Source organism: Nostoc sp. FACHB-280, from assembly GCF_014697615.1.
Classification (GTDB): domain Bacteria; phylum Cyanobacteriota; class Cyanobacteriia; order Cyanobacteriales; family Nostocaceae; genus Nostoc_B.
In genome coordinates this window covers 1-21,625 of the sequence record NZ_JACJSD010000074.1, presented here as the reverse complement: position 1 = coordinate 21,625, position 21,625 = coordinate 1, and the positions used below count along the sequence as shown (strand labels likewise).

The window sequence follows — 21,625 nt, the reverse complement described above, 5'->3', positions numbered from 1 at the left end:
TTTACTTGACGCAGGCTACTTGTGCTATTATTGCTTTCAAACTATAATCTTTTCATGGTTCGGTTCCCTTCGAGCGAGCTTCGCTTTGCAGCGCCCCCTCTCTCAGGCACTTATCCAATATATCTAACCTACCGCTTCGTGTCAACCTCTTCTCTAAAAGTTTTTCGGAATTTTTTTGTGATATTGCTAAAAAGCTTATGAGATATAGGTTTTAGGGTATAGTATTTCTGAAAGTGATTCGAGAAATAGTACAGTCGTGAATAAAGTTGGTGTTTTACCGCCTTGGTTAGTGTTAGATCCGCTATTGCGTGGCTGGTTGTTGGAAGATATTGGTCGGGGCGATCGCACAACCAATCCCCTACTGAATCCAAATTCGACACTAGGAACAGCAAAATGGCTGGCGAAAGCACCAGGAATTATTGCAGGACTACCAGTTGCAGCCAGGGTATTTCAGCTTTTAAATGAAAAAACTAGCTTTACTAATATTGTTATTGAGGGTGAATCTTGCGAACCTGGTCAAGTAATAGCTGAAATTCATGGTTCATTAGATGCACTACTCATGGGGGAGCGGGTAGCACTTAACTTAGCTATGCGTTTGAGTGGAATTGCTACGTTAACTCATAAATATGTAGAGAAAATAGCTGATTTCCCCACTCAGTTTGTGGATACACGCAAAACCACACCAGGCTTAAGAATCTTAGAAAAGTACGCAACTGCTGTGGGAGGTGCCATCAATCACCGTATGGGGTTGGATGATGCGGTGATGATTAAGGACAATCATATTGCTGCGGCTGGTGGGATTGGAGAAGCCATTACCCGAATTCGTTCTCAAATACCTTATCCGTTGACGATTGAAGTGGAAACTGAAACTATAGCGCAGGTAAAAGAAGCATTAGAGTATAAAGCCGACATTATTATGTTGGACAATATGGGTCTGGATATGGTGCGTGAAGCTGTGTCTCTGATTCGTCAACACAATAGTCTTGTAAAAATTGAAGCTTCGGGAAATGTCACTTTAGAGAGTATTGCTGATTTAGCGGCGACGGGTGTTGATTACATCTCTAGTAGTGCGCCGATTACTCAGTCAAAGTGGTTGGATTTGAGTATGAAGATAGTTGGATAACAGGATTTGTGTGAGTATTACCAGTAATAGTTGAGGTGTGATACTGGCATAAGTCCTGTTATTTCAGCGTTTTTCGGTTGATTCCAGTACAAGTTGATAGAGGCTAGGGACTAGACGAATGTACCTCATTTGGGTGAAAAACTCTGGACGGCTTGTTTTGGTTTTTATTGTCTTGACTTAAGTTTCAAGCATCTGTATTGAATCACGGGAAAGTGTGCTTGGAAACTTATGATTTTTAAGTATTTATGACTATTGCATATTTCTTAAATCAGAATTATTCTGACTTACATAGCAGAATTTAATTAACCGCCCATACATAAACTGCTGAAGAGGTAAATATGGCTGTGATCGACAGAGTTCCTGACGTTTTATTTAAAACCCGTGTGCGTGATGAGTCTGTACCTGGGCCTAATCCTTACCGTTGGCAAGACCGTACTACTCAAGATATTTTTGGTGGCAAGCGTGTTGTAGTCTTCTCTTTACCTGGAGCTTTTACTCCTACTTGTTCTACTTCCCATCTGCCACGCTATGAAGAACTATATGATGAATTCAAAGCTTTAGGCATTGATCAAATAATTTGTATATCTGTAAATGATGCCTTTGTCATGTTCCAATGGGGTAAACAACAAGGCGCAAATAAAGTATTTTTACTTCCTGATGGTAATGGCGAGTTTACTCGCAAAATGGGTATGTTAGTAGATAAGTCTAACCTGGGTTTTGGAATGCGTTCTTGGCGTTACTCAATGGTGGTTGATGATGGCAAAATTGAAAAGATTTTCATTGAACCAGGGTTTTTAGATAACTGTCCTATCGATCCTTTTGAAGTTTCAGATGCAGATACAATGCTGGCTTACCTCAAGGAAGCCAAGACACCTGTAACTGCTTAAATACAATAATTTGTAGTTGATAATGCGTAATTCGTAACTTGCAATTAAATGAACGATTACGAATTACGCATTAGTAATTATTCATGGGGGAGACATGAGTTACGATTTTGATTTATTCGTAATTGGTGCAGGTTCTGGAGGAATTGCCACTGCTAGAAGAGCGGCAGAATATGGCGCTAAAGTGGGAATTGCCGAGTTTGACAGACTAGGTGGAACCTGCGTTAATCGTGGCTGTGTTCCCAAAAAATTGATGGTTTATGCTTCTCATTTTCCTGATGTATTTGCAGAATCTCAAGGGTATGGTTGGAGTCCTGTTGAGAGTAATTTAGATTGGGAAAAGATGATTACGGTGGTGAACAATGAAGTGAACCGCCTGAATGGAATTTACCAAAGAATGTTGGATAATTCCAAAGTTGAGGTGTTGCAGGGATATGGTAAATTTGTTGACCCCCATACTATTATTGTTGGGGAACGCCAAGTCACCGCAGATAAAGTACTAATTGCTGTGGGTGGAAAGCCTGTTAGACCAAATATTTTGGGAATTGAACACGCGATTACTTCTGATGATATTTTTCACCTGAAAGAACAACCAAAGCGCATTGTAATTTTAGGTGGAGGTTATATTGGTTGCGAATTTGCCTGTATTTTAAAGGGATTAGGTAGTGAAGTTACACAGGTGATTCGTGGAGATAAGATTTTGCGTGGCTTCGATGAAGATATCCGCAGCGAAATTCAGCAGTCGATGATTAACCACGGTATTCGGATTCTGAATAATATTGAACTAATTGCTATTGATAAAAGTGCAGAAGGTGTAAAGGTTACAGTCAAAGGTAGTGGAGATAGTGAAGAAACAGTAGTTGCTGATGCTGTGAGTTTAGCGGCTGTTGGTCGCAAACCTAATACCCAACATCTTGGTTTAGAAAATACCACAGTTCAGCATCGAGATGGGGCAATTATTGTAGATGAGTACAGTCGCACCCATGAAGAAAATATCTATGCGGTGGGAGATTGTACAAATAAAATTAATTTGACTCCTGTGGCGATTAATGAAGGTCGAGCGTTGGCAGATACGGTGTTTGGTGGTAAATCTCGAATTATGAGTTATGCTAATGTGCCGACAGCCATTTTTACTACACCGGAAGCTGCAACTGTTGGTTTAACGGAAGCGGAAGCGAGAGAAAAATACGGGGATGCGGTGAAAATTTACCGATCGCGCTTTCGCCCAATGTATTACACTCTGACAGGTAAAGATGAAAAAACCTTGATGAAACTGATCGTTGATCAGAATACTGATAAGGTCGTAGGGGCGCACATGGTGGGGAATAGTGCGGCTGAGATTATTCAAGGAGTAGCGATCGCTGTTAAGATGGGTGCTACCAAAGCAGATTTTGATGCAACTGTCGGTATTCATCCAACTTCGGCTGAAGAATTCGTGACTATGCGTTAAAAATCTCTGAGGTTGAGCAAGTGTTTGGCTGTAATAGCTATCAAGCTTGCTCAATTCAGTGTGATTTTGGGCAAGTTAAGGGTCAAGTACTATTTGGAGGTGTTAACTGATGACCCAAACCCAAGCTGAACCAAAGTTATACACCTTTGATGAGTTTATCGAATGGTATCCCGAAAAATCAGAAGTTCGTTACGAATTGCATGATGGGTTGATTGTCGAAATGCCTAAACCTACAGGCGAACATTCTGATTTAGCTGGTTTTTTGATTGAAGAATTACTCCTCACAATTAGAGAGATGGGTAAGCGCAGCATTTGGACTATTCCTAAAGAATCTATTATCAAGCCGCACCGCGACAAGTCTGGATATGAACCGGACATTATTGTGTTAAATCAAGAAACTATCGATACTGAGACACGCTGGAAAAAAGAATCTGTTATTCAAAACGCGACTTCGGTAAAACTAATAGTTGAAGTAGTTTCAACCAATTGGCAGGATGATTACTACGATAAACTTCGTGACTATGAAGGTATGGGTATCCCAGAATATTGGATTGTTGATTATGCTGCACTGGGCGGGCGCAAATTTATTGGTAATCCCAAACAACCTACCATTTTTGTGTGCGAGTTAATTGACGGAGAATATCAGATGACTCCGTTTAGAGGAACAAACCGTATTATATCGCCGACTTTCCCGGAGTTGAAATTAACAGCGCAGGAGGTTTTTGACTCGGTATCTTCAGATTAGGCATTCAATGTATAATTGCTGAGTATTTCGTGTCTTTATTTATTGTTCAAACTATTAAATGATTACCCTTGCACCAGAGGAAATTGCTCAGTTTCGCAGCCAGTTGGTAGATAGTCCAGAGGCTTTAGCCGCTTTGGATGCAATAGAAGATTGTAAGGGAAATTTGGAAGCAGCTACACAGTTAATTGCTGTTGAGACAACGGATGCAGAAGTTAGCTTGAGAGGGGATTCTAATTTTTTAGAAAAATTAGCCGAAAAACTCAGCAATATTATTTGTCAAGAAGAATTTGACGAATTAATGACGGGGGTCTTGACTGCGGCGATCGCCACCCTCGCAGCAAGTGGTAATATTCCTATAGCCTTGGCAACTCCCGTAGTTATTTATGTTGCCAAAATTGGGAAAAAGCAGTTTTGTGAAACTGTCAAACCTGAACCTTAAATTCAGTTATCAGTTGATTCTGTTAAGGGATCTGGGGGTTAATAAGGTTGCAACCAGACGGGTTTCGACACTTCGACAAGCTCAGTGCATCGCTTCGCTCAACCCTCAAGGGTCGAGAGTTGAGCGAAGTCTAAACTCGGTTTACACAAGTCCCTAACAGTTTACTGTTCACTGTTAAAGCCCTGTAGCTGTAAATCCTGCCCAGTAAAATGGTACTGCAAAAGGATGGGGTTTACGCCTGCACATTCTTCTTAATATTGCTCTTGCAACTAAACGCTTTTCTTCTGGGAGTTGAGCAAAAATTTCTTCAATGGGTGAATCGTATTTAACCAATAGTGCTTCAAATTCCTCTGTTGTTAAATTTCTCAACCATTGCTGCGCTTGATTGAGTGCAAGGGAGACACTATTTAGGGTTTGCAGATTTTCATAAAATTTCATCATCAAAAATGCTGTAGATAAATCGCTAACAGTCCATAAACTACTGACTACAGCTTTACTACCTGCTAACAGAAAACCGCTAGGTAAACCAATATATTCATCGCTGGTATTTTCAAAATCAATTAATCCAGTTTCGCAAGCGGAAAGGGTGACGAGGCGACAATTTTCTAATTTGAGAGCGAAGATTTTATCTAGGGTAAGACATTTTTCTAAATCATGGGTTTCTCCTGCCCGTAAATTTAGATAACGTTCGGAGTCAGGTTTTGTTGGGATGTCTGCGGCGGGTGCATTTGCTAAAATTAGGGCTGATTTACTGGAGTTTGTTAAATTAAAATAGCCGTGACAACTAAAGTGAGCGCAGTGGTAAGTATTTAATTCAGAATTATTAATTGCTGTGAGTGTTGCATCCGATTTTTTCAGGACGTTGGCAGTATTAAAGTAGCTTTGAATAACTTGTACTTCTAAATCAGTGTAATTTAGGTCTTCTGTGGGGTTTTGAATTGCAAATAGAGATTGAAAATCAGGACGTTTGCGCTGTTGTACCTGTTGCAGTAGTTGACAGCTAGGTGCATAGCTCACACCACCAGCAAATAAATCCAGAAGACAAGACGAATTTTCAGATTTTTGATTTACTGGGAGTGCATGAAGGGGGAATAAGTGCAAGGCGGTATGGGGAATCAGGATGATTTGAGCGCAGTGCTTTGGTATCTGCTTTAATATTTCATCAATGTGCAGAATGGAGGCTAATTGTTTAAGTTCTTCCCCTAATTTATTCAGCCATTGGTCTTTTTGCTCGTCGTAGTTCTGTAAATATTGATTTACCCAATTTACCAAAGCCTCTAGGTCTTCTGGTTGGGATTGACAAACAGTTAACTCTCCTATTTTTGTGACAATAAACGCCAGAATTTTATCGTTGAGAATATACCACTCGATAATGGCTGTTTGCTCATCCAAAGTAGCTTGGAAAGAGTCAAATTTGAAACCATAACCAACAGGTAAGTATTGGTTTTGCAATTCATTATGCTGGTTTCGCAACTGTTTGAGATGTTGTGCAAGGACTTTGGGGTTTTCAGCTTTGCCATTTTGGATTTGATATTGTCCTACGGCTATTTCATCCCTGTATTTTTCTAATTGAGTAAATACTTCTGGAGGGAAGATGGTTTTAGAATCGCGTTCGAGGATTTGTTCAACTAAATTGCGAGTTTTACTACGTTCAACATATTCAATTGCTTGAGTAATCTTATTTAATTCTGTGCAAACTTTTACCATACGGCGATAAAGTTCGTTCCATTCTTCCGCTTTCTTACGCTTGGTTTCTTCCCCAGAAACTATTTCTTCCCGTAAAGATTCTACTGTGGCAATAGCAGATTCAAACGTATTGTAAGCAGAGGTAAACAGGTTTGCGTTTTGGTAACCCATCCCCAGGTTAAATAACGTCTCTACATAGTTTTGGGGAAAGGCTTCGCAGGTTCTGACTTTCAAAGCATTTTTGCAACAAGTGATCGCCAATTGTAAATTCTCAGCCTGCTCCCCTCTAATTCTCTTATAGTAAGCAACACCAAGACTATTTTGTGTCATTGCCCAATCAACAGGAAATGCTTCAAAAGTTCTAACTTTGAGAGCTTCTTGAAAACAAGCGATCGCCAGTTCTAAATTCTCAGAGCGATTGCCTATGATTCTTTCAATGTAAACAGTACCAAGATTATTTTGCGTGTTTGCCCATTGTTGGGGAAAATCATCAATACTTCTGACTTTTAGAACTTCTTGGTGACAAGCGATCGCCTGCTCTAAATTTTCGGCTTTTTCCCCTCTAATTCTCTGACAGTAAGAATTAGCAAGATTATTTTGCGTCATTGCCCAATCAAGAGGAAGTGCGTCTAAAGTTCTAACTTTGAGAGCTTCTTGAAAACAAGCGATCGCCAGTTCTAAATTTTCAGCCCGCTCTCCTCTGATTCTACCAGTGTAAGCAACACCGAGACTATTTTGTGTCATTGCCCAATCAAGAGGAAATGCTTCAAAAGTATAAACTTTCAGAACTTTTTGGTAACAAGTAATTGCCAGTTCTAAATTTTCAGCCCGCTCACCTCTGATTCTATGAGTGTAAGCAGCACCGAGATTATATTGCGTACTTGCCCATTCATAAGGAGAAGCGTCAAGAGTATAAATTTTCAGAGCTTCTTGAAAATAAGCGATCGCCAGTTCTAAATTTTCAGCCCGCTTACCTCTGATTCTATGAGTGTAAGCAGTACCGAGATTATCTTGCGTACTTGCCCAATCATCGGGAAAAGCATCAAAAGTATAAATTTTCAGAGCTTCTTGGAAACAAGCGATCGCCAGTTCTAAATTCTCTGCTATATCCCCTCTAATTCTCTCAGAGTAAGCAGCACCAAGATTATTTTGCGTACTTGCCCAATCATCAGGAAAAGCGTCAAAAGTATAAATTTTCAGAGCTTCTTGGAAACAAGCGATCGCCAGTTCTAAATTTTCAGCCCGCTTACCTCTGATTCTGTCATGGTAAGCAAGACCGAGATTATTTTGCTTACCAGCCCATTGTTGGGGAAAAGCATCAAAAGTATAAACTTTCAGAGCATTTTGGTAACAAGAGATCACCAGTTCTAAATTTTCAGCCCGCTCACCTAGTATTCTGTCACGGTAGGCAAGACCGAGATTATTTTGTGTTGCAGCCCAATCATCGGGAAAAGCATCAAAAGTTATGACCTTTAGAGCATTTTGCAAATAAGCGATTGCCAGCTCTAAATTCTGTCCTTGCTCTCCTCTAATTCTGTAACGGTAAGCACCAGCAAGAATATTTTGCGTAACTGCCCATTCATAGGGAAAAGCGTCAAAAGTTCTGACTTTGAGAGCTTCTTGTGAACAAGCGATCGCTTGTTCTAAATTCTGTGCTTTTTCCCCTCTGATTCTGTTACGGTAAGCAGAAGCGAGATTATTCTGCGTCCTTGCCCATTCATCGGGAAAATTGTCAAAAGTATAAACTTTCAGACTATTTTGGTAACAAGAGATTGCTTGCTCTAAATTCTGTCCTTGCTCTCCTCTAATTCTGTAACGGTAAGCAAGTCCGAGATTATTTTGCGTTTGTGCCCATTCATAGGGAAAAGCTTGCTGAGTGTAAAATGTCAGCGCGACTTCATAGCCAGCGATCGCAATTTCCATATTGCTGGCTTTGCTACCCAAAGAGAATTCTGTTATGAGATAGCTAAAAAAGACAATCACTTCTGCTAGTTTATGCACCTCATCTGCGTCCCCTTCCCCCAGTCTATTTGTCCCCCAACAGCGCAATGTTTCTGCTAACACCTCGTCGAGTTTGTCTGTATTCATTACCAGCAATGGGTAAACTCCAAACCCACTGTCTGCGGTTGCTTGTAGTACCTGCATCAAGAATTGGATATATGCTTGTCCCTCCTCCTCATTGAGACATTGCAAATCTACTTTAGTATCTAGATTTAATACTTCCCTTAGTTGCATTGCCAAACTTTGCAACCAATTCGCTGTTTTCTCATCCCCGTGTTGGGAACACATCTGTGCTACTTCTTCTACCGTCTGCACAAAGCCAGCATCAAGTAATTCTTGGTTTGCTGCTAAAATTTCTGGTTCTTCACCATTGGGAGAATCTAACAGACTGCGAATTAGCTTGAGATAAGCTTGCTGAAGCTCTGGATTCATGGGTAAGGGTGTGAGACGCAACTAAATCATGAGAATAATTCAACACCAACGCCCTAAATTCCAGAAAAGTGCAGAATTTCATCACAGATGATGTGTTTCTGACGATGCAAGAATCTCATGAAAGAAAAAGTCTATATTAAAATTTTTACCGAAATCATCGGCAAAATTTTATTAAAAAAGAACCGTCTACGTCTAGTTGTGTTTAACCCAAAGCAAGAGGTAATTGTGCAATGGATACCTTAGAAAAATATCAAAAAATCATTGACAAGATTCTGAATGAATATATAAAAGTACCTTATGCTAATCGTCAATTAGAAATAAAGCTGATCATTGATCGCACAGCTACTAATTACATAGTCATGACTTTGGGATGGGAGGGAGAAGAAAGAGTTCATGGTTGTATTATCCATATTGAAATTATTGATGGAAAAATTTGGATTCAGCGTGACGGTACTGAATATGGCATTGCCAATGAACTCGTAGCCGCAGGAATTCCCAAAGATAAAATTGTTTTAGCTTTTTATCCACAGGATGTTAGACACTATACTGATTTTGCGATCGCTTGATTTTCTTAAATGCGATCGCTCATCTTTATTTTCGGTACTGTACACAACAAAATATTATACACAGTACAAATCTGACAAAATCCTCTAATTGTCTTAATTAGAAGGACAATTTTGTTGTCAATATTTTTGTTTTAGCAATTGACAAGTATAAATTTATACTTTAATATAAAGATATGAGAAAGGCGATCGCCCTCCGGGAAGAGTCCGCAATCGCCTTTCTTTCAACACCTAAATAGGAGTCGATTACTATCATGGCACAAGAGAGAGAAAACCCCGAAAATCAACAACCTGTTGCACCGCAGTCATTTTCTAAAAGAGAACGAATTAAACATTTGTTGATTGGTTCGCCCAAAGCAGTCACCAGCACAATACACTACTTGCAGGCGATTGGTTATGCAAATGTGGGAGATTGGAGTCCATTATTACCCGCAGAAGACTCTGATGAAGTGATGAGTATTTTAATTCGGCAAATTTTTACTGCATAACTTGAAATTACAACCCCGACTCAACAATCGGGGTTGTGTTCTAATGACTGAGAGTATCAAGCGATCGCACGCATTTTTGATTTTGTGCTGTTGAGTAGCGATCGCAATTAAATTTTTAGCTAACTTGTTTCAATTGCCACGCTTCTTGGTTGAGTGCATAGTAAACCACATCTACATTGTAGAAACGGGCGTTTTTTTCGTATTTCATGCCAACTTTTTGAATGACACGTAGTGAGGCGATGTTTTCTGGATGAGCGATCGCTACTATACGATTTAATTTAGCTTCTGCAAACCCATAATTTATGGTTGCGGTGGCGGCTTCCGTCCCAATTCCCATATTCCAATAAGATTTGTCAAACACGTAACCCAGTTCCACTTCTGGGGTATTTTCTAAAAAACCTAGCCCGCAACGCCCAATCAGTTTACCGTTATCTTTGTAAATTACTGCCCACATCCCAAAATTATGTTGTTGCCAATGCTGGATATGTTTGTGTAAGCTGGCTTGTGTCTGTTCCTTATTTCTTGGGGAGAGGTATTTCATGACTTCTGTATCATTGTATATACGGAACAGATCATCAAAGTCATCTATGACAAAGCGTCTTAACCGCAGCCTGGGAGTTTCTATTTCTGACATATCATTAAACCGGAGGTGTGGATGCTACATTAAATAAACGTGTTTTCCCAGTGCAAAATCCAATTAATTCTATGCTCCCATTATGAGCATCTACCAACCCCGAAAAAAATCTTACAAAAGAGAGCGATCGCATAGCAATGACTGGCGATTATTTTTACGTTTAGTTCCCTATGCTCGCCGTCATATTAAGTTGCTGACTTTAGCAATACTTTTGCTTGTGCCGATCGCCTTAGCAAATGCCATACAACCATTGCTGATTGGACAAGCTATTTCTCTGATTCGCAATGAGCCAAGTACTTATGAGTTTCTCAGGAATCTGCCGTTATGGCAAGGCATCAATATCCTGGAAGGCTTTATATTGGTTGCCATTGTCACCCGATTATTCTTCACCAGTATTCAAGGTTATCTACTCCAGAAGTTAGGACAAAATATCACAGCCGCCATTCGACAAGACTTGTTTAAGCATGTCACATCTCTGGCAGTCCGCTTTTTTGACCGTACACCAGTTGGTAAACTAATTACCAGACTCACCAGTGATGTAGAAATTTTGGGAGATGTATTTTCCACAGGAGCAATTGGCATAGTCTCCGATATATTTTCGATGGTGGTGATTATTGGGATTATGTTGTCTATTCAGTGGCAACTTGCTTGTTTGCTGCTGTTAATCTTGTTACCAGTTACCTGGTTAATTATTTACTTTCAGCAACAGTACCGCAAAGCCAATTACAAAGCGCGGGATGAACTATCGTTGTTAAATTCCCAGCTACAAGAAAATATTGTTGGGATTAATGTAGTGCAGTTGTTTCGGCGAGAAAAAATTAATGCAGAGTTGTTTCGCGCTGTCAACACTCGCTACATTGGTCTAATGGATCAAACCATATTTTATGATTCAGCAGTTTCAGCCACCTTGGAATGGATTGGCTTAGTTGCGATCGCTGGTGTATTGTGGATGGGTGGTTGGTTGCTTTTAGAACAAAGCCTGACATTTGGTGTATTGTCGGCTTTTGTACTCTATGCCCAGAGATTATTTGACCCATTGCGAGATTTTGCGGAGAAATTTACCGTTATTCAAGCTGGCTTTACTGCTATTGAACGAATTAACGATATTTTAGATGAACCAATAGAAATCCGCGATCGTAATAATCAACGCTTCTCAGTTTTTGATCATAGCTTCGGTTACATAGACGAAATCATTGCTGAAATGGAAGCGCAAAACTTCAAGTCTGAGCCAGAATTAGGAGAAATTCGCTTTGAGCATGTCTGGTTTGCTTACAAAGACGATGATTTTGTCATCAAAGACTTAGACTTTGTAATTCGCCCTGGTGAAAAAATCGCCTTAGTCGGCCCTACAGGTGCAGGTAAAAGTTCCATTATTCGCCTATTGTGTCGCCTTTATGAACCCACCCAAGGACGGATTTTAATTGATGGAGTAGATATTCGAGAAGTTCCCCAGGCAGACTTACGCCGCTATATGGCCGTAATTTTACAAGAAGGCTTTTTATTTGCTGGCGATGTCAAAAGTAACATCACTCTCGGAGACAGATATACATTCGAGGAAATTGAATTAGCTGCACAAAACACTAATATTGCTCAGTTTATTGAAGAATTACCCCAAGGTTACAATACTCAATTGCGAGAACGCGGCACAAATCTTTCTAGTGGGCAGAAACAACTGTTAGCTTTTGCCCGCGCTGCTATTCGTAACCCCCAAATTCTTGTATTAGATGAAGCAACAGCTAGTTTAGATGTGAATACAGAAGCATTAATTCAGCAGTCACTCAATCAACTGTTAGTTAGACGTACTGCAATTATTATTGCTCACCGCTTATCTACAATTCGCAACGTAGACCGCATCTTTGTTCTCAAGCGGGGTGAATTAATTGAACAAGGTAGCCACGAAGAACTGTTAGAACAAGGAGGAATGTATGCAACCTTACACAATTTACAGATGTTAGGAATTTAATTTCATGATTCTATAGTGTGGAAATAGCAATTTCTAAACTATATGAAAAGTAGGTAGACAAGGGCATTTCGACTTCGCTCAATAAGACGACTAGAAGATGGTTGAGCGAAGGCGAAACCTGGCAATCTCAAGTTAGGGTTAATTTATCTCTGCTACTTATTTTTTTGATTATTCACTCAATTTTTATCAATCAATATAATCATTAGTAGAGGATTAACCCTTGAATGCTCATTGAGCAAAACTAACCACTTTTGTAGATGATAGCCAGAAATTAGCTATAGCATATTTAACTAATACTGACTCTTTTTGAGAATTGCAAGTACTTCTGAGCTTAACAGATTTATGACTATCCTGAATGAGTTGAGCTTGATAGGTATAAAGAGAGCCATCAGGACTTTCGCAACTGATTTCACCGAGAAATGTCTGATTATCTAAACTTTGTTCCAAGATTTTGCCAGCGATTTTGTAATTAAACCAATCCCAGCCATGATGTAAGATTAATTCTCGTTCTAAAACTTGTAATTGATTTGGTAAAATTCCCCATCCGCGATAAACTTTTTCTAAGCAGTGAATGTCACCAGTATGGGTTAATATTGATTTGAATGTTTCTTGATTAAGAACACCATAATATCTGCCTTCTGGTAAGTCGATGGCTGTTGGTGCAAAACGATGTCCGCCAAAATGGCTAGACTTCCACAAGCGCACATTATCTAATTGCAAGTCAGCTACAGTATGAGCAGCATGGAAATAAAAAGGATTACCATATCTAGCACAGCATTTATCATGACTACCATGAGTACATACTAAAATATCTCTTGTTGCGTCTGTATATACTTGATAATCAGTAGTGCTATGCGCTAACCATTTTTTGACAACACCTGCAACTAACTCAATATTTGGTAAATGGAATTCGTATTTGCAGTATCCAAAACTTAACCCCTGCTTTTTTTGATAAATTAACAGAGTTGTTTCGTCTGCTTTATGGGATATATCATTAGCAATTAACAGAAATCTAATTGGTAGTTTTGCACGAGTAATTTCTTCTACCAAAAGTTGTAAGTTTTTCGGAACCCACCGAGAATTAAAAGCTTCTGTATTCCAAGGCGGAGGACATTCAACTAAAATATATGTTTCGTAATTGGTAGCACTACCAATTAAATCTTCACCTACTTGTCGTGCATAGTCAGAACAAAAAAAGGTATTCATCGAACTTATCTCGTTTGTTGGCTTTACAGATAATGAAGGCGTAAATAAAATTGTGTTGATGAGTACAATTTCTCTATCTCCACAAGATAAACAAAAATATTTTGCATTTACGGCTTAAAAGCAAACTGCCACTTTATAACATTGTTTCTCAATAAAAACTGTCTAATTAATAAAATCTCCACAATATTGTCGGCTAAATTCCAAAAAGTTACTGCTGTACTTTTCAGGAGAAAGTTTAAATTTTTGATTAAATTTTCAATATGGCAGGTAAGAACAGGTAACAACTTGCAGTTTGAAACCACTGCTTTAGCTGTTTTGACTAGTTCTTGGAATTGGCTAACTTGTAAACTTCTCATCATACTTAACTATATTGCAAATATTTCTCAATAAAATTTAAAAAAAAGAGTAAAAAAAATCTTGGTATGTAAAAAAATATACTTTTTATTGCTCAAATTATGGTTTGAGACAGATAATTTAACTCCAGGGAATATATTTTGACTGTAACTGAGGCTAATGAAGAATGCAAGTTTTTGAGACTATTGCTTACATTTACCTTGACTTATCAGTGTACAATAGCCTGACTCACTCCCAACGCAAGAGCTTTTAGGCGAATCATCAAGATTTTCAATCTAGTTGATAAATTCTCTCAACTATCTGTAGTTATAAATGCTGAACTAACTTGCCAGCGAAATAGTCGAGGAAGTTGGGATACATCTATGGCGTAATTGACAATCCACAGCACCAGTTCCAAAATCAGTAAATATCGCACCCACAGCAATTCTGTTTGAGAACCCAACAGTGTCAAACCTTCGTACAGTTGCCAAAAACGATAGGGGAGGTAGATATAGGGAACCATTACCCAGACAACATTTTGTAGTTTTCTCAGGGTGAAAGTTTCAAATACAATTTGCAAACCCAAGATAATAAAGTACCAGCCCAGTACAGCTAACACGATGTCGTGTTTCCACCATACGCCCCACAGCAGCATAATTGGCAATGGTAGTAGTACACCTAGTATTTGCACCGATAAAAACCACCACCTATACCACCAAGGAAAAGGTAAAGGTAAAGTATATGGCTTGGCATTTTTCCATCCCCAACTAATTAGCCCAATCAAAGATGTGGAAACTATGAAGAACAGAAGGTTTTCCAGCAAGAGATAGAGATTGATGTTCAAACCATTCATAAATTTATTTTTACTCTCAGGGGTTTCGATTTCATTCTCCTGAAGACAGAAATTCTATAGGAATCACATTTGATTTTTGAAATACACACACGTAGGATGTGTTGACAACAGCGTAACAAATACTACACAAAGCCTTTGGTACATTGCAACTTGCGCCTAACACACCTTATATATGCTGAGACAGAAGTTCTAGTTAAAGTTCAAGCGATCGCAATACCAATAATCTAATTCACTAGTTTTTAGCTCGGTTTTCTTGAACTAAATGCACAATAGAAGGGACTAAAGAAATCACAATAATAATTCCAATAATTGGCAACAAATATTTATCTATTTGTTCAGCAGGTAAGGTTTTTCCTAAGAAAAAGCCTAATAACGTCATCCCCACAGTCCAAAAAAAGCCACCGATGAGGTTATAAAACATAAAAGTTTGATAGTGCATAGCACCCAAGCCAGCGACAATTGGGGCAAAAGTCCGCACTATGGGAACAAACCTGGCTAAAACGATAGTTTTTTTACCATGTTTTTGATAGAACTTTTGCGTTTTAACGACGTGTTTTTTATGAAAAAATAAAGAATCTTCTTTCTGAAATAATTTTCTGCCAAATCTATGCCCAGTAGTGTAACCAATGTTGTCGCCTAAAACTGCACAAATAAATGCACCAATAATCAAAACCCAAATATTCAGCAAATGTTGAGAAGCCACAAATCCGGCGGTGAATAATAAACTATCACCTGGAAGAAAAAAACCAATAAGCAATCCTGATTCAGCAAAAATTATTGCCCAGACTCCAAAGTAGCCAATAGATTTAATTAATTCTGGTAAATCAAAGTGCATAAATCCTCACCTTTTCAAGAATAAGCAATTATATATATAGCAGTTTTAGTTGATGTGTGAATAACAGAGACAAGGGAGAGAGATGTTTATACATCATTTAGGATGACTATATTAGCATCCAGTAAAATGAATGTGTAATTCAGATTATAAAGGCTGCTTGAGTTGTTAAATTAATTGTGTAATGAGATGTTAGACGAAGATGAGTAGATATTGGAAATTAATCAGGCTATTTTGGTCTACCTCCTTAGCGGCAGAGATGGAGTATCGACTTAACTTTGTGGTTGCTGCATTTACTAGTTTGGGTAATTTAGTTGGAAGTATTTTTAGCTTATTTTTGTTTTATCGTACTGGCTATACTTTTGCGGGTTGGTCATGGGAAGCAGCTTTGATTGTGTTGGGAATTTTTACGATTCTACAAGGTTTTTCCGCGACATTTTTGGCTCCGAATTTAAATAAAATTGTGAGTCATGTGCAGGTAGGGACTTTAGATTTTGTACTCCTCAAACCGATTCGCAGTCAATTTTGGCTATCTACTCATACTCTTTCACCGTGGGGATTACCGGATCTAATTTTAGGTAGTTTGATTATTGGCTATGCAGGCCAGCGCCTGGGCTTGGGAATTGATAATTATCTCCTAAGTGCCGTACCTTTGTTATTTGGGATAGTAATTCTTTATAGCTTGTGGTTTATGCTGGGAGCTACTAGCATCTGGTTTGTAAAAATTTACAATGCCACAGAAGTGCTGCGGGGTTTGTTGGAGGCGGGTAGATATCCAATGGTTGCTTACCCCGCAACTTATCGCTTTTTCTTTACTTTTGTAGTACCAGTAACTTTTTTAACGACTGTGCCAGCAGAAGCAATGCTGGGTCAAGTGCAATTTACTTGGCTGATAGGTGCGCTGGTGTTGGCAATAGTGTTATTGTGGCTGTCTACTAAGTGGTGGCGGTTTGCTTTGCGTTTTTATACTAGTGCTTCGAGTTAAAGTGTGACTATTTTTAGAGAAACTGATACATGAACAAGAGAAAGAAAGAGTTTCGTATAGATGGTATCAAATAAATTATGCAAAAATAGCCAAAAAGCTTAATTTATCGAACCGCCAAGCCGCCAAAAACGCCAAGAAATCGTAGCGTATGCGTAAAGCATTGATTTATGAGCAGTAATAGCTATGAAAATGTTTTATGAGATTGTCATAGCTATTCTATTAACAGACTAAATTGGCATCATTCCATAATTCAGCAAAAACACTAAAATACTGCGTTAACTATTTAGATGCCTGTTGTTGATTTAGTTGATTTAATGGAAAAGACCATTGAATTGGACAAGATACGTACTGGTTTTGGCTTTGTTTGTTTATGAGCATTGTGCCGCCACTATACGTCAAACCTACGCCCAAAAAAAAGCTCACCAGAGTTTTAGACAAGCCAAAGTTAACAGTAACAATTGGCTCTCTATTAGAGTCATTGCCTTGATTCGTTTTTTGTGCCATAGTAATGTAGGCAGTTCGTAGACTGCTTCAAAAGTTAATTCCTTTTATCTCCTGATCCCGTCGCCAACGTATTCAGGAGTAAATAGGTAAATATGATACAAAAACCCTAGCGCAAAAATAACCGCTAGGGTTTTTGCTGCACTGATAATAACGCGCCAGTGCAGGCAAAGTCAAATATTTTCCTGAATATCAGTTCAGTTTAATACTAAGTCGCTGATAGTTATACGAAAAAGTAGTAATAGCAAGCAACAAGAGATGTTTTTCCCTGCATTTGGTACTTTAACGATTATCAAAGTCCACAATGTTTTCAGGATTTATCTGTATTTCTCACATATACCTCTATGTGTATAAGATAATCACATCTTGATTAAAAAAGCAAGCTCTTAAAGATAATTTTCTTGTAAAACTTTTTACGCAGCTTTCCAAGTGCCGTGGAAACTGTGGGGAATAACGCTGGGTAAACCTAATTTACACACTGGTTCTGTGTCTAGGCGATCGCTATCAAAAATCCAAACTTCGCTAGTATGAGAATTACCATCATAGACAACAGTAACTACCCAACTTTGCTGCGGGTGATGAATATCTTGCACAGCTAAGGGTTCTGAAGGATAAAGATTTTCGCCCAGGTTGGCTTCGGTGAGGGTTTGGGTATTGTGATCAAAGCGGGCGATCGCATTTAATAATTCTTGACTAATATCTGTACCTTGACGAAATAAACTCATATAGGTGTAACGCGAGAATTGTCCAACGTTTTGTGCGGGTACATTGGGAAACTCACCAGTCCGGTCTAATAGAGTTTCAATTTTTGTCACCTTGCCAGTTTGGGGTTGCAGCACAACTCGCGTAAATGTATTTTTGGCAGTTGTCTGAGTTTTTCCAGCCGCAACTTCTTGAAGATATTGGTTAGTTTGAAAGTCATCATAGCGAGTAAAATCCACAACTACCGCCCCGCTAGGATCAACATAACCATTAGCAAAATGCCATTGATACCAAGGTTCAGTTTCTCCCTGGCTTACCAAAGTTAAAGTTTCGCGGTCAATAACTAAAATTTGCGTGCCTAAATTTGGTCGCCATTTGAGTGCATCACTATAACTGCTAGTTCCCAAAACTACAGGTAACAAATTCAACCGCACCGCAGGAATAAAAAACACAAGATACTGTCCTGCTAAAACAAAATCATGAATTAATGGCAAACCTGTTAATGGAAACTTTGCTTTTTGAATAATTTTGCCAGTTCGATTACTTTTGTAAACATTAAGTGTGGCATTTAACCCTAGACTCACACCAAAATTAAAAATCTCCTGAGTTGTAAAATCAACCTTTGGGTGAGCAGAATAAAATAATCCTGACTTTAACCCGCCTAAATTATCTAAACCTTGGGTTTCGAGGGTGGCTAAATCAAGTGCGTGGGGATGTCCGCCTTCCCAAAGGGCTAAGAGTTTATCTGGTAAAGCCAACACAGAAGTATTTGCAGCATTTTTCACTGGGTTGCGCCATTGATGCCAAATTGCCCCCGGTGCAGTCATACCATAATTGCCATACAGCCATTTTCCGGCGGCGGTTTCGGCTTGATAACCCGCAGTTTGTACATAGCGATAAACTCCAGTAGCGCCAGTAGCATTAAAATTAACTGCGAGAATTGCCCCATCGCCGTCAAACCAGTGTCCTATATGAATATTGCCCCGTTCTAAGCGTCCTGGGCCATTGCGGTAGAGTGTGCCACGTAAACCTTCTGGGATTTTGCCAGAGAGAATTGGTAATGGGGTGAGAGGAAATTCTGTTGCTGGTTGAGATATTGCTGCTGTCCAAGCTTTTTTAGTTGATTTTTGCTCAATTGTCTGCATATAAAATTACTGAAAACTTAACGTCAGTTCAATACAGTTTTGCCTCTCTGTCTTAATAAAGCTTAACGAATATTTTGCTACATCTAAATTTCAATTCTCCTGTTAATTGGGAGGATTTTGTAACCACAGAAGGATGGCAAACTTACTATTAACTAGACAAGCTAAGAACAGAAATTAACTTTAGCAATGGAAAATGGCCCATATTCTACTTGTAGATGATGAAGCAGCCCTGTGTGACAGCCTCAGCTACACACTGCAAAAAGAAGGCTACACCGTAACCACAGCGGCGGATGGGCATAATGCAATCAAACAGTTCCATAAACAAGTACCTGATGTCATTTTGCTGGATATTATGTTGCCAGAAGTCAGCGGTATGGAAGTTTGCTGGCGAATTCGGGCATTTTCGGATGTGCCTATTGTGATGCTGACAGCTAAGGATCAAGATATTGATAAAATTTGGGGATTGGAAGCCGGCGCAGATGATTATGTCACCAAGCCGTTCAATACCCGCGAATTACTAGCAAGGATTAAAGCTGTATTGCGCCGTCGTTCTGGGGAATAGCCTGATGAAAGGCTGGATACCACCAATCAAATTAAATACAATTCATACCAAGTTGTTAGCAACATATCTAATGCTGACAGCTTTTGGTACGTCAATTATGGCTGGTTATATCCTGTGGTCGTTCCATGCTTACTTTATGCGGACACGACAAATGGATTTAGAAAACTGGACAAGTGCTTTAGGTGAAAGTGTTGCCGATGCGCTCGAAGAACAGGATATTTCACGGGTAAAAATCTTAGTGCAACGTTATGGCGCTCCACAAACCATAACATTGCGCGTATTCGATAAACAAGGCAAATTAATTGCCACTTCTGACCCAAAATTAGACGCACAAGTTAAAGATTGGTATAAAGTTCCGGGAATGCAGCAAGCTTTGCAAAATTATGCTGCACAGGGTGTTGCCAAAGGAGTGTTAACCAACGAAGACCGCCTTTATATTGCTAGGCCAATTGCGCGTCATAATCAATTTTTTGGTGTATTGCGAATGTCAATTACCCTGAAGCAGTTTCAGCGTCAGTTTGTCAGGGTAATTTGGAGTGTTTTAGGAAGTTTAGCAGTAACAATATTCCTATGTACATTAATTAGCAGTCGGTTTGCGCGTAGTCTTTCAAAACCGATTGAAACTATGCGTAATTTTGCAATTCGGTTGGGTAGCGGTCATTTTGGCGACAAGTTGATTATCCAGCAAAACAATGAGTTAGATCAGTTAGCCGCAGAACTGAACCGGATGAGTGAACGGTTAGCTTCTTTAGACCAAGAACGTCGTGTGTTTTTAGCGAATGTCTCCCATGAATTACGCACACCTATTAGTAATGTGCAGGTGACAGTTGATGCACTCAAAGGTGGTGCTTACGAAGAAGCGCAATTGCGCGATCGCTTTTTTCAAACTATCGAGAACGAAACCAAACGTTTATCCCGCTTAATTCATGACTTACTAGATTTAGGACGCTTGGAAGCTGGAGTCACGGAGTTAGAAAAGCAAGCAATTTCTTTACGGGGTTTAATTAACCGTGCTGTGAATGCAGTAGAACCCCGAATGCAAGCTGTGGGTGTAACTGTGCAGGTGAATGTGGCTGAAATCCAAATCCAAGGCGACCAAGAGCGATTGTTACAGGCAATTCTTAATTTATTAGATAATGCCATTAAACACTCACGCCCCAATTCACAAGTGTGTATTTCTGGTTACAGCGAAGGCAAAAATGCCATTATCCAAATTCAAGACCAAGGTAAGGGCATTAGCAACAGCGATTTACCCCGAATTTTTGAGCAATTTTACACCACAGATCCTTCCCGCAAAGGTGATGGGAACGGATTGGGACTAGCGATCGCTAAACGCATCATCGAAGCCCACAAAGGCAGTATCACCGCTAGTAGTCCAGCTAATCAAGGTGCAACTTTTACTATTAGCTTGCCTCTACAAGTGTAAATTTGGGAGTGGGAATAGCTGAATGTGCTTATAAGTCAATAGACAGCATTAATTATGTATCTACGCAATGGCAAATTCTGTTAATCCTCTTTTACTGGGGTGATGAAAGCCCAAAATAATCTCTGTTTTGGGGATACCTGCTGCCAATAAGTCATCAACAATTGCCAAGTCTGTATTATCTTCTTCCACCCAGATTTTACCGTTTTGAATTTGGAGGTATAAGATAATGTGCTGCACTCGTTTTTTATCATCCCAACCACAACGTAGCCACAGGTATTGGTCGCGTTGTTCATCTAAAATTAAGCGATCGCTAATTGTAGTTTTTGTGTTGCATACTGGTTGAGAATTGGTCAATTCATAATATTTTCTAATAATTTTTTGGACAGTATGGCGATATAAATTTAGTTTATCCATTGTACTATTTGTTCCCTTTGGATATCTACAATAGACCTATCTTTAAAAGAAATTTAGTGAGAGGATAAGCATATCCAAGTAAATTTACGCAAACAAAATGACAAGTCCTTTAGAAAGAATAGAGTCACATACACAAGAATCAAAACGATTGATTGGGATTAAGTATGAGGATTTTACCTCATTAGTAATATTAGCAGAACAAAGGCATATAGAGAAACAAGCTCTAATGCAAAAAAATAAGATTCGTTTAATTGCTGC

Annotated in this window: 20 protein-coding genes; 12 read left to right on the top strand and 8 right to left on the bottom strand. The window is 39.2% G+C overall.

The genetic code is table 11. The features are described from left to right. Nucleotides 1–256: 256 nt before the first annotated feature. The 5 genes from nadC to H6G75_RS30725 all read left to right on the top strand — a co-directional run bounded on the left by nadC (nucleotide 257) and on the right by H6G75_RS30725 (nucleotide 4,641). Nucleotides 257–1,123, top strand: coding sequence for a carboxylating nicotinate-nucleotide diphosphorylase (gene nadC, locus H6G75_RS30745; RefSeq protein WP_190983679.1), 867 nt, complete (start codon nucleotides 257–259; stop codon nucleotides 1,121–1,123). A 338-nt stretch (nucleotides 1,124–1,461) separates the two neighbouring features. Continuing rightward, nucleotides 1,462–2,010 (top strand): peroxiredoxin, encoded by a 549-nt coding sequence (locus tag H6G75_RS30740; protein ID WP_190983678.1) that lies wholly within the window; start codon nucleotides 1,462–1,464, stop codon nucleotides 2,008–2,010. A 94-nt stretch (nucleotides 2,011–2,104) separates the two neighbouring features. Beyond that, nucleotides 2,105–3,457: a glutathione-disulfide reductase gene (gene gor, locus H6G75_RS30735; RefSeq protein ID WP_190983677.1), complete on the top strand. Its 1,353-nt coding sequence runs from the start codon at nucleotides 2,105–2,107 to the stop codon at nucleotides 3,455–3,457. A gap of 109 nt (nucleotides 3,458–3,566) precedes the next feature. After that, nucleotides 3,567–4,202, top strand: coding sequence for a Uma2 family endonuclease (locus H6G75_RS30730; RefSeq protein WP_190983676.1), 636 nt, complete (start codon nucleotides 3,567–3,569; stop codon nucleotides 4,200–4,202). Nucleotides 4,203–4,260: 58 nt separating this feature from the next. Continuing rightward, nucleotides 4,261–4,641, top strand: coding sequence for a hypothetical protein (locus tag H6G75_RS30725; RefSeq protein ID WP_190983675.1), 381 nt, complete (start codon nucleotides 4,261–4,263; stop codon nucleotides 4,639–4,641). Between the two features lie 174 nt (nucleotides 4,642–4,815). Here the strand turns inward: H6G75_RS30725 and H6G75_RS30720 are convergent, their stop codons facing one another. Then, nucleotides 4,816–8,760 carry a CHAT domain-containing protein gene (locus tag H6G75_RS30720; protein ID WP_190983674.1) on the bottom strand — a complete coding sequence of 1,315 codons (3,945 nt, stop codon included), beginning with the start codon at nucleotides 8,758–8,760 and terminating at the stop codon, nucleotides 4,816–4,818. A 117-nt stretch (nucleotides 8,761–8,877) separates the two neighbouring features. On the opposite strand from H6G75_RS30720, the gene H6G75_RS33695 reads away from it, so the two are divergent. The 3 genes from H6G75_RS33695 (at nucleotide 8,878) to H6G75_RS30710 (ending at nucleotide 9,811) form a co-directional block, all read left to right on the top strand. Further along, nucleotides 8,878–9,003, top strand: coding sequence for a hypothetical protein (locus H6G75_RS33695; RefSeq protein WP_277884123.1), 126 nt, complete (start codon nucleotides 8,878–8,880; stop codon nucleotides 9,001–9,003). Next, entirely contained in the window at nucleotides 8,991–9,326 is a 336-nt protein-coding gene (locus H6G75_RS30715; protein WP_190671541.1) for a XisI protein, read from the top strand. The genes H6G75_RS33695 and H6G75_RS30715 overlap by 13 nt, the downstream gene beginning before the upstream one ends. A gap of 251 nt (nucleotides 9,327–9,577) precedes the next feature. Continuing rightward, nucleotides 9,578–9,811 carry a hypothetical protein gene (locus H6G75_RS30710; protein WP_190983673.1) on the top strand — a complete coding sequence of 78 codons (234 nt, stop codon included), beginning with the start codon at nucleotides 9,578–9,580 and terminating at the stop codon, nucleotides 9,809–9,811. Between the two features lie 115 nt (nucleotides 9,812–9,926). Here H6G75_RS30710 and H6G75_RS30705 read toward each other — a convergent pair whose 3' ends face one another. Continuing rightward, nucleotides 9,927–10,445 carry a GNAT family N-acetyltransferase gene (locus tag H6G75_RS30705; RefSeq protein ID WP_190983672.1) on the bottom strand — a complete coding sequence of 173 codons (519 nt, stop codon included), beginning with the start codon at nucleotides 10,443–10,445 and terminating at the stop codon, nucleotides 9,927–9,929. 82 nt (nucleotides 10,446–10,527) lie between these two features. Between H6G75_RS30705 and H6G75_RS30700 the strand changes: the two genes are divergently transcribed. Further along, on the top strand, nucleotides 10,528–12,408 hold the full coding sequence (locus H6G75_RS30700; RefSeq protein WP_190983671.1) for an ABC transporter ATP-binding protein: 1,881 nt from the start codon (nucleotides 10,528–10,530) through the stop codon (nucleotides 12,406–12,408). A 228-nt stretch (nucleotides 12,409–12,636) separates the two neighbouring features. Here H6G75_RS30700 and H6G75_RS30695 read toward each other — a convergent pair whose 3' ends face one another. The 3 genes from H6G75_RS30695 to H6G75_RS30685 all read right to left on the bottom strand — a co-directional run bounded on the left by H6G75_RS30695 (nucleotide 12,637) and on the right by H6G75_RS30685 (nucleotide 15,635). Beyond that, entirely contained in the window at nucleotides 12,637–13,614 is a 978-nt protein-coding gene (locus H6G75_RS30695) for a sucrase ferredoxin (RefSeq protein WP_190983670.1), read from the bottom strand. A 646-nt stretch (nucleotides 13,615–14,260) separates the two neighbouring features. Continuing rightward, complete coding sequence (locus H6G75_RS30690; protein ID WP_190983669.1) at nucleotides 14,261–14,800, bottom strand: hypothetical protein; 540 nt, start codon at nucleotides 14,798–14,800, stop codon at nucleotides 14,261–14,263. Nucleotides 14,801–15,032: 232 nt separating this feature from the next. Then, a complete protein-coding gene (locus tag H6G75_RS30685; protein ID WP_190983668.1) occupies nucleotides 15,033–15,635 on the bottom strand; it encodes a DedA family protein in 603 nt (200 codons plus the stop codon). Nucleotides 15,636–15,834: 199 nt separating this feature from the next. Here H6G75_RS30685 and H6G75_RS30680 point away from each other — a divergent pair, with 199 nt between their 5' ends. Then, on the top strand, nucleotides 15,835–16,617 hold the full coding sequence (locus tag H6G75_RS30680; protein WP_190983667.1) for an ABC transporter permease: 783 nt from the start codon (nucleotides 15,835–15,837) through the stop codon (nucleotides 16,615–16,617). 279 nt (nucleotides 16,618–16,896) lie between these two features. Here the strand turns inward: H6G75_RS30680 and H6G75_RS30675 are convergent, their stop codons facing one another. Next, a complete protein-coding gene (locus tag H6G75_RS30675; protein ID WP_190983666.1) occupies nucleotides 16,897–17,121 on the bottom strand; it encodes a hypothetical protein in 225 nt (74 codons plus the stop codon). 410 nt (nucleotides 17,122–17,531) lie between these two features. After that, nucleotides 17,532–18,965, bottom strand: coding sequence for a carotenoid oxygenase family protein (locus H6G75_RS30670; RefSeq protein ID WP_190983665.1), 1,434 nt, complete (start codon nucleotides 18,963–18,965; stop codon nucleotides 17,532–17,534). Between the two features lie 193 nt (nucleotides 18,966–19,158). Here H6G75_RS30670 and H6G75_RS30665 point away from each other — a divergent pair, with 193 nt between their 5' ends. Together H6G75_RS30665 and H6G75_RS30660 are read left to right on the top strand one after the other, a co-directional pair. Continuing rightward, nucleotides 19,159–19,527 carry a response regulator transcription factor gene (locus tag H6G75_RS30665; RefSeq protein ID WP_190983664.1) on the top strand — a complete coding sequence of 123 codons (369 nt, stop codon included), beginning with the start codon at nucleotides 19,159–19,161 and terminating at the stop codon, nucleotides 19,525–19,527. A 4-nt stretch (nucleotides 19,528–19,531) separates the two neighbouring features. After that, nucleotides 19,532–20,953 carry an ATP-binding protein gene (locus H6G75_RS30660; RefSeq protein ID WP_190983663.1) on the top strand — a complete coding sequence of 474 codons (1,422 nt, stop codon included), beginning with the start codon at nucleotides 19,532–19,534 and terminating at the stop codon, nucleotides 20,951–20,953. A gap of 60 nt (nucleotides 20,954–21,013) precedes the next feature. Here the strand turns inward: H6G75_RS30660 and H6G75_RS30655 are convergent, their stop codons facing one another. After that, nucleotides 21,014–21,367 carry a XisI protein gene (locus H6G75_RS30655; RefSeq protein WP_190983662.1) on the bottom strand — a complete coding sequence of 118 codons (354 nt, stop codon included), beginning with the start codon at nucleotides 21,365–21,367 and terminating at the stop codon, nucleotides 21,014–21,016. Nucleotides 21,368–21,625: the final 258 nt, after the last annotated feature.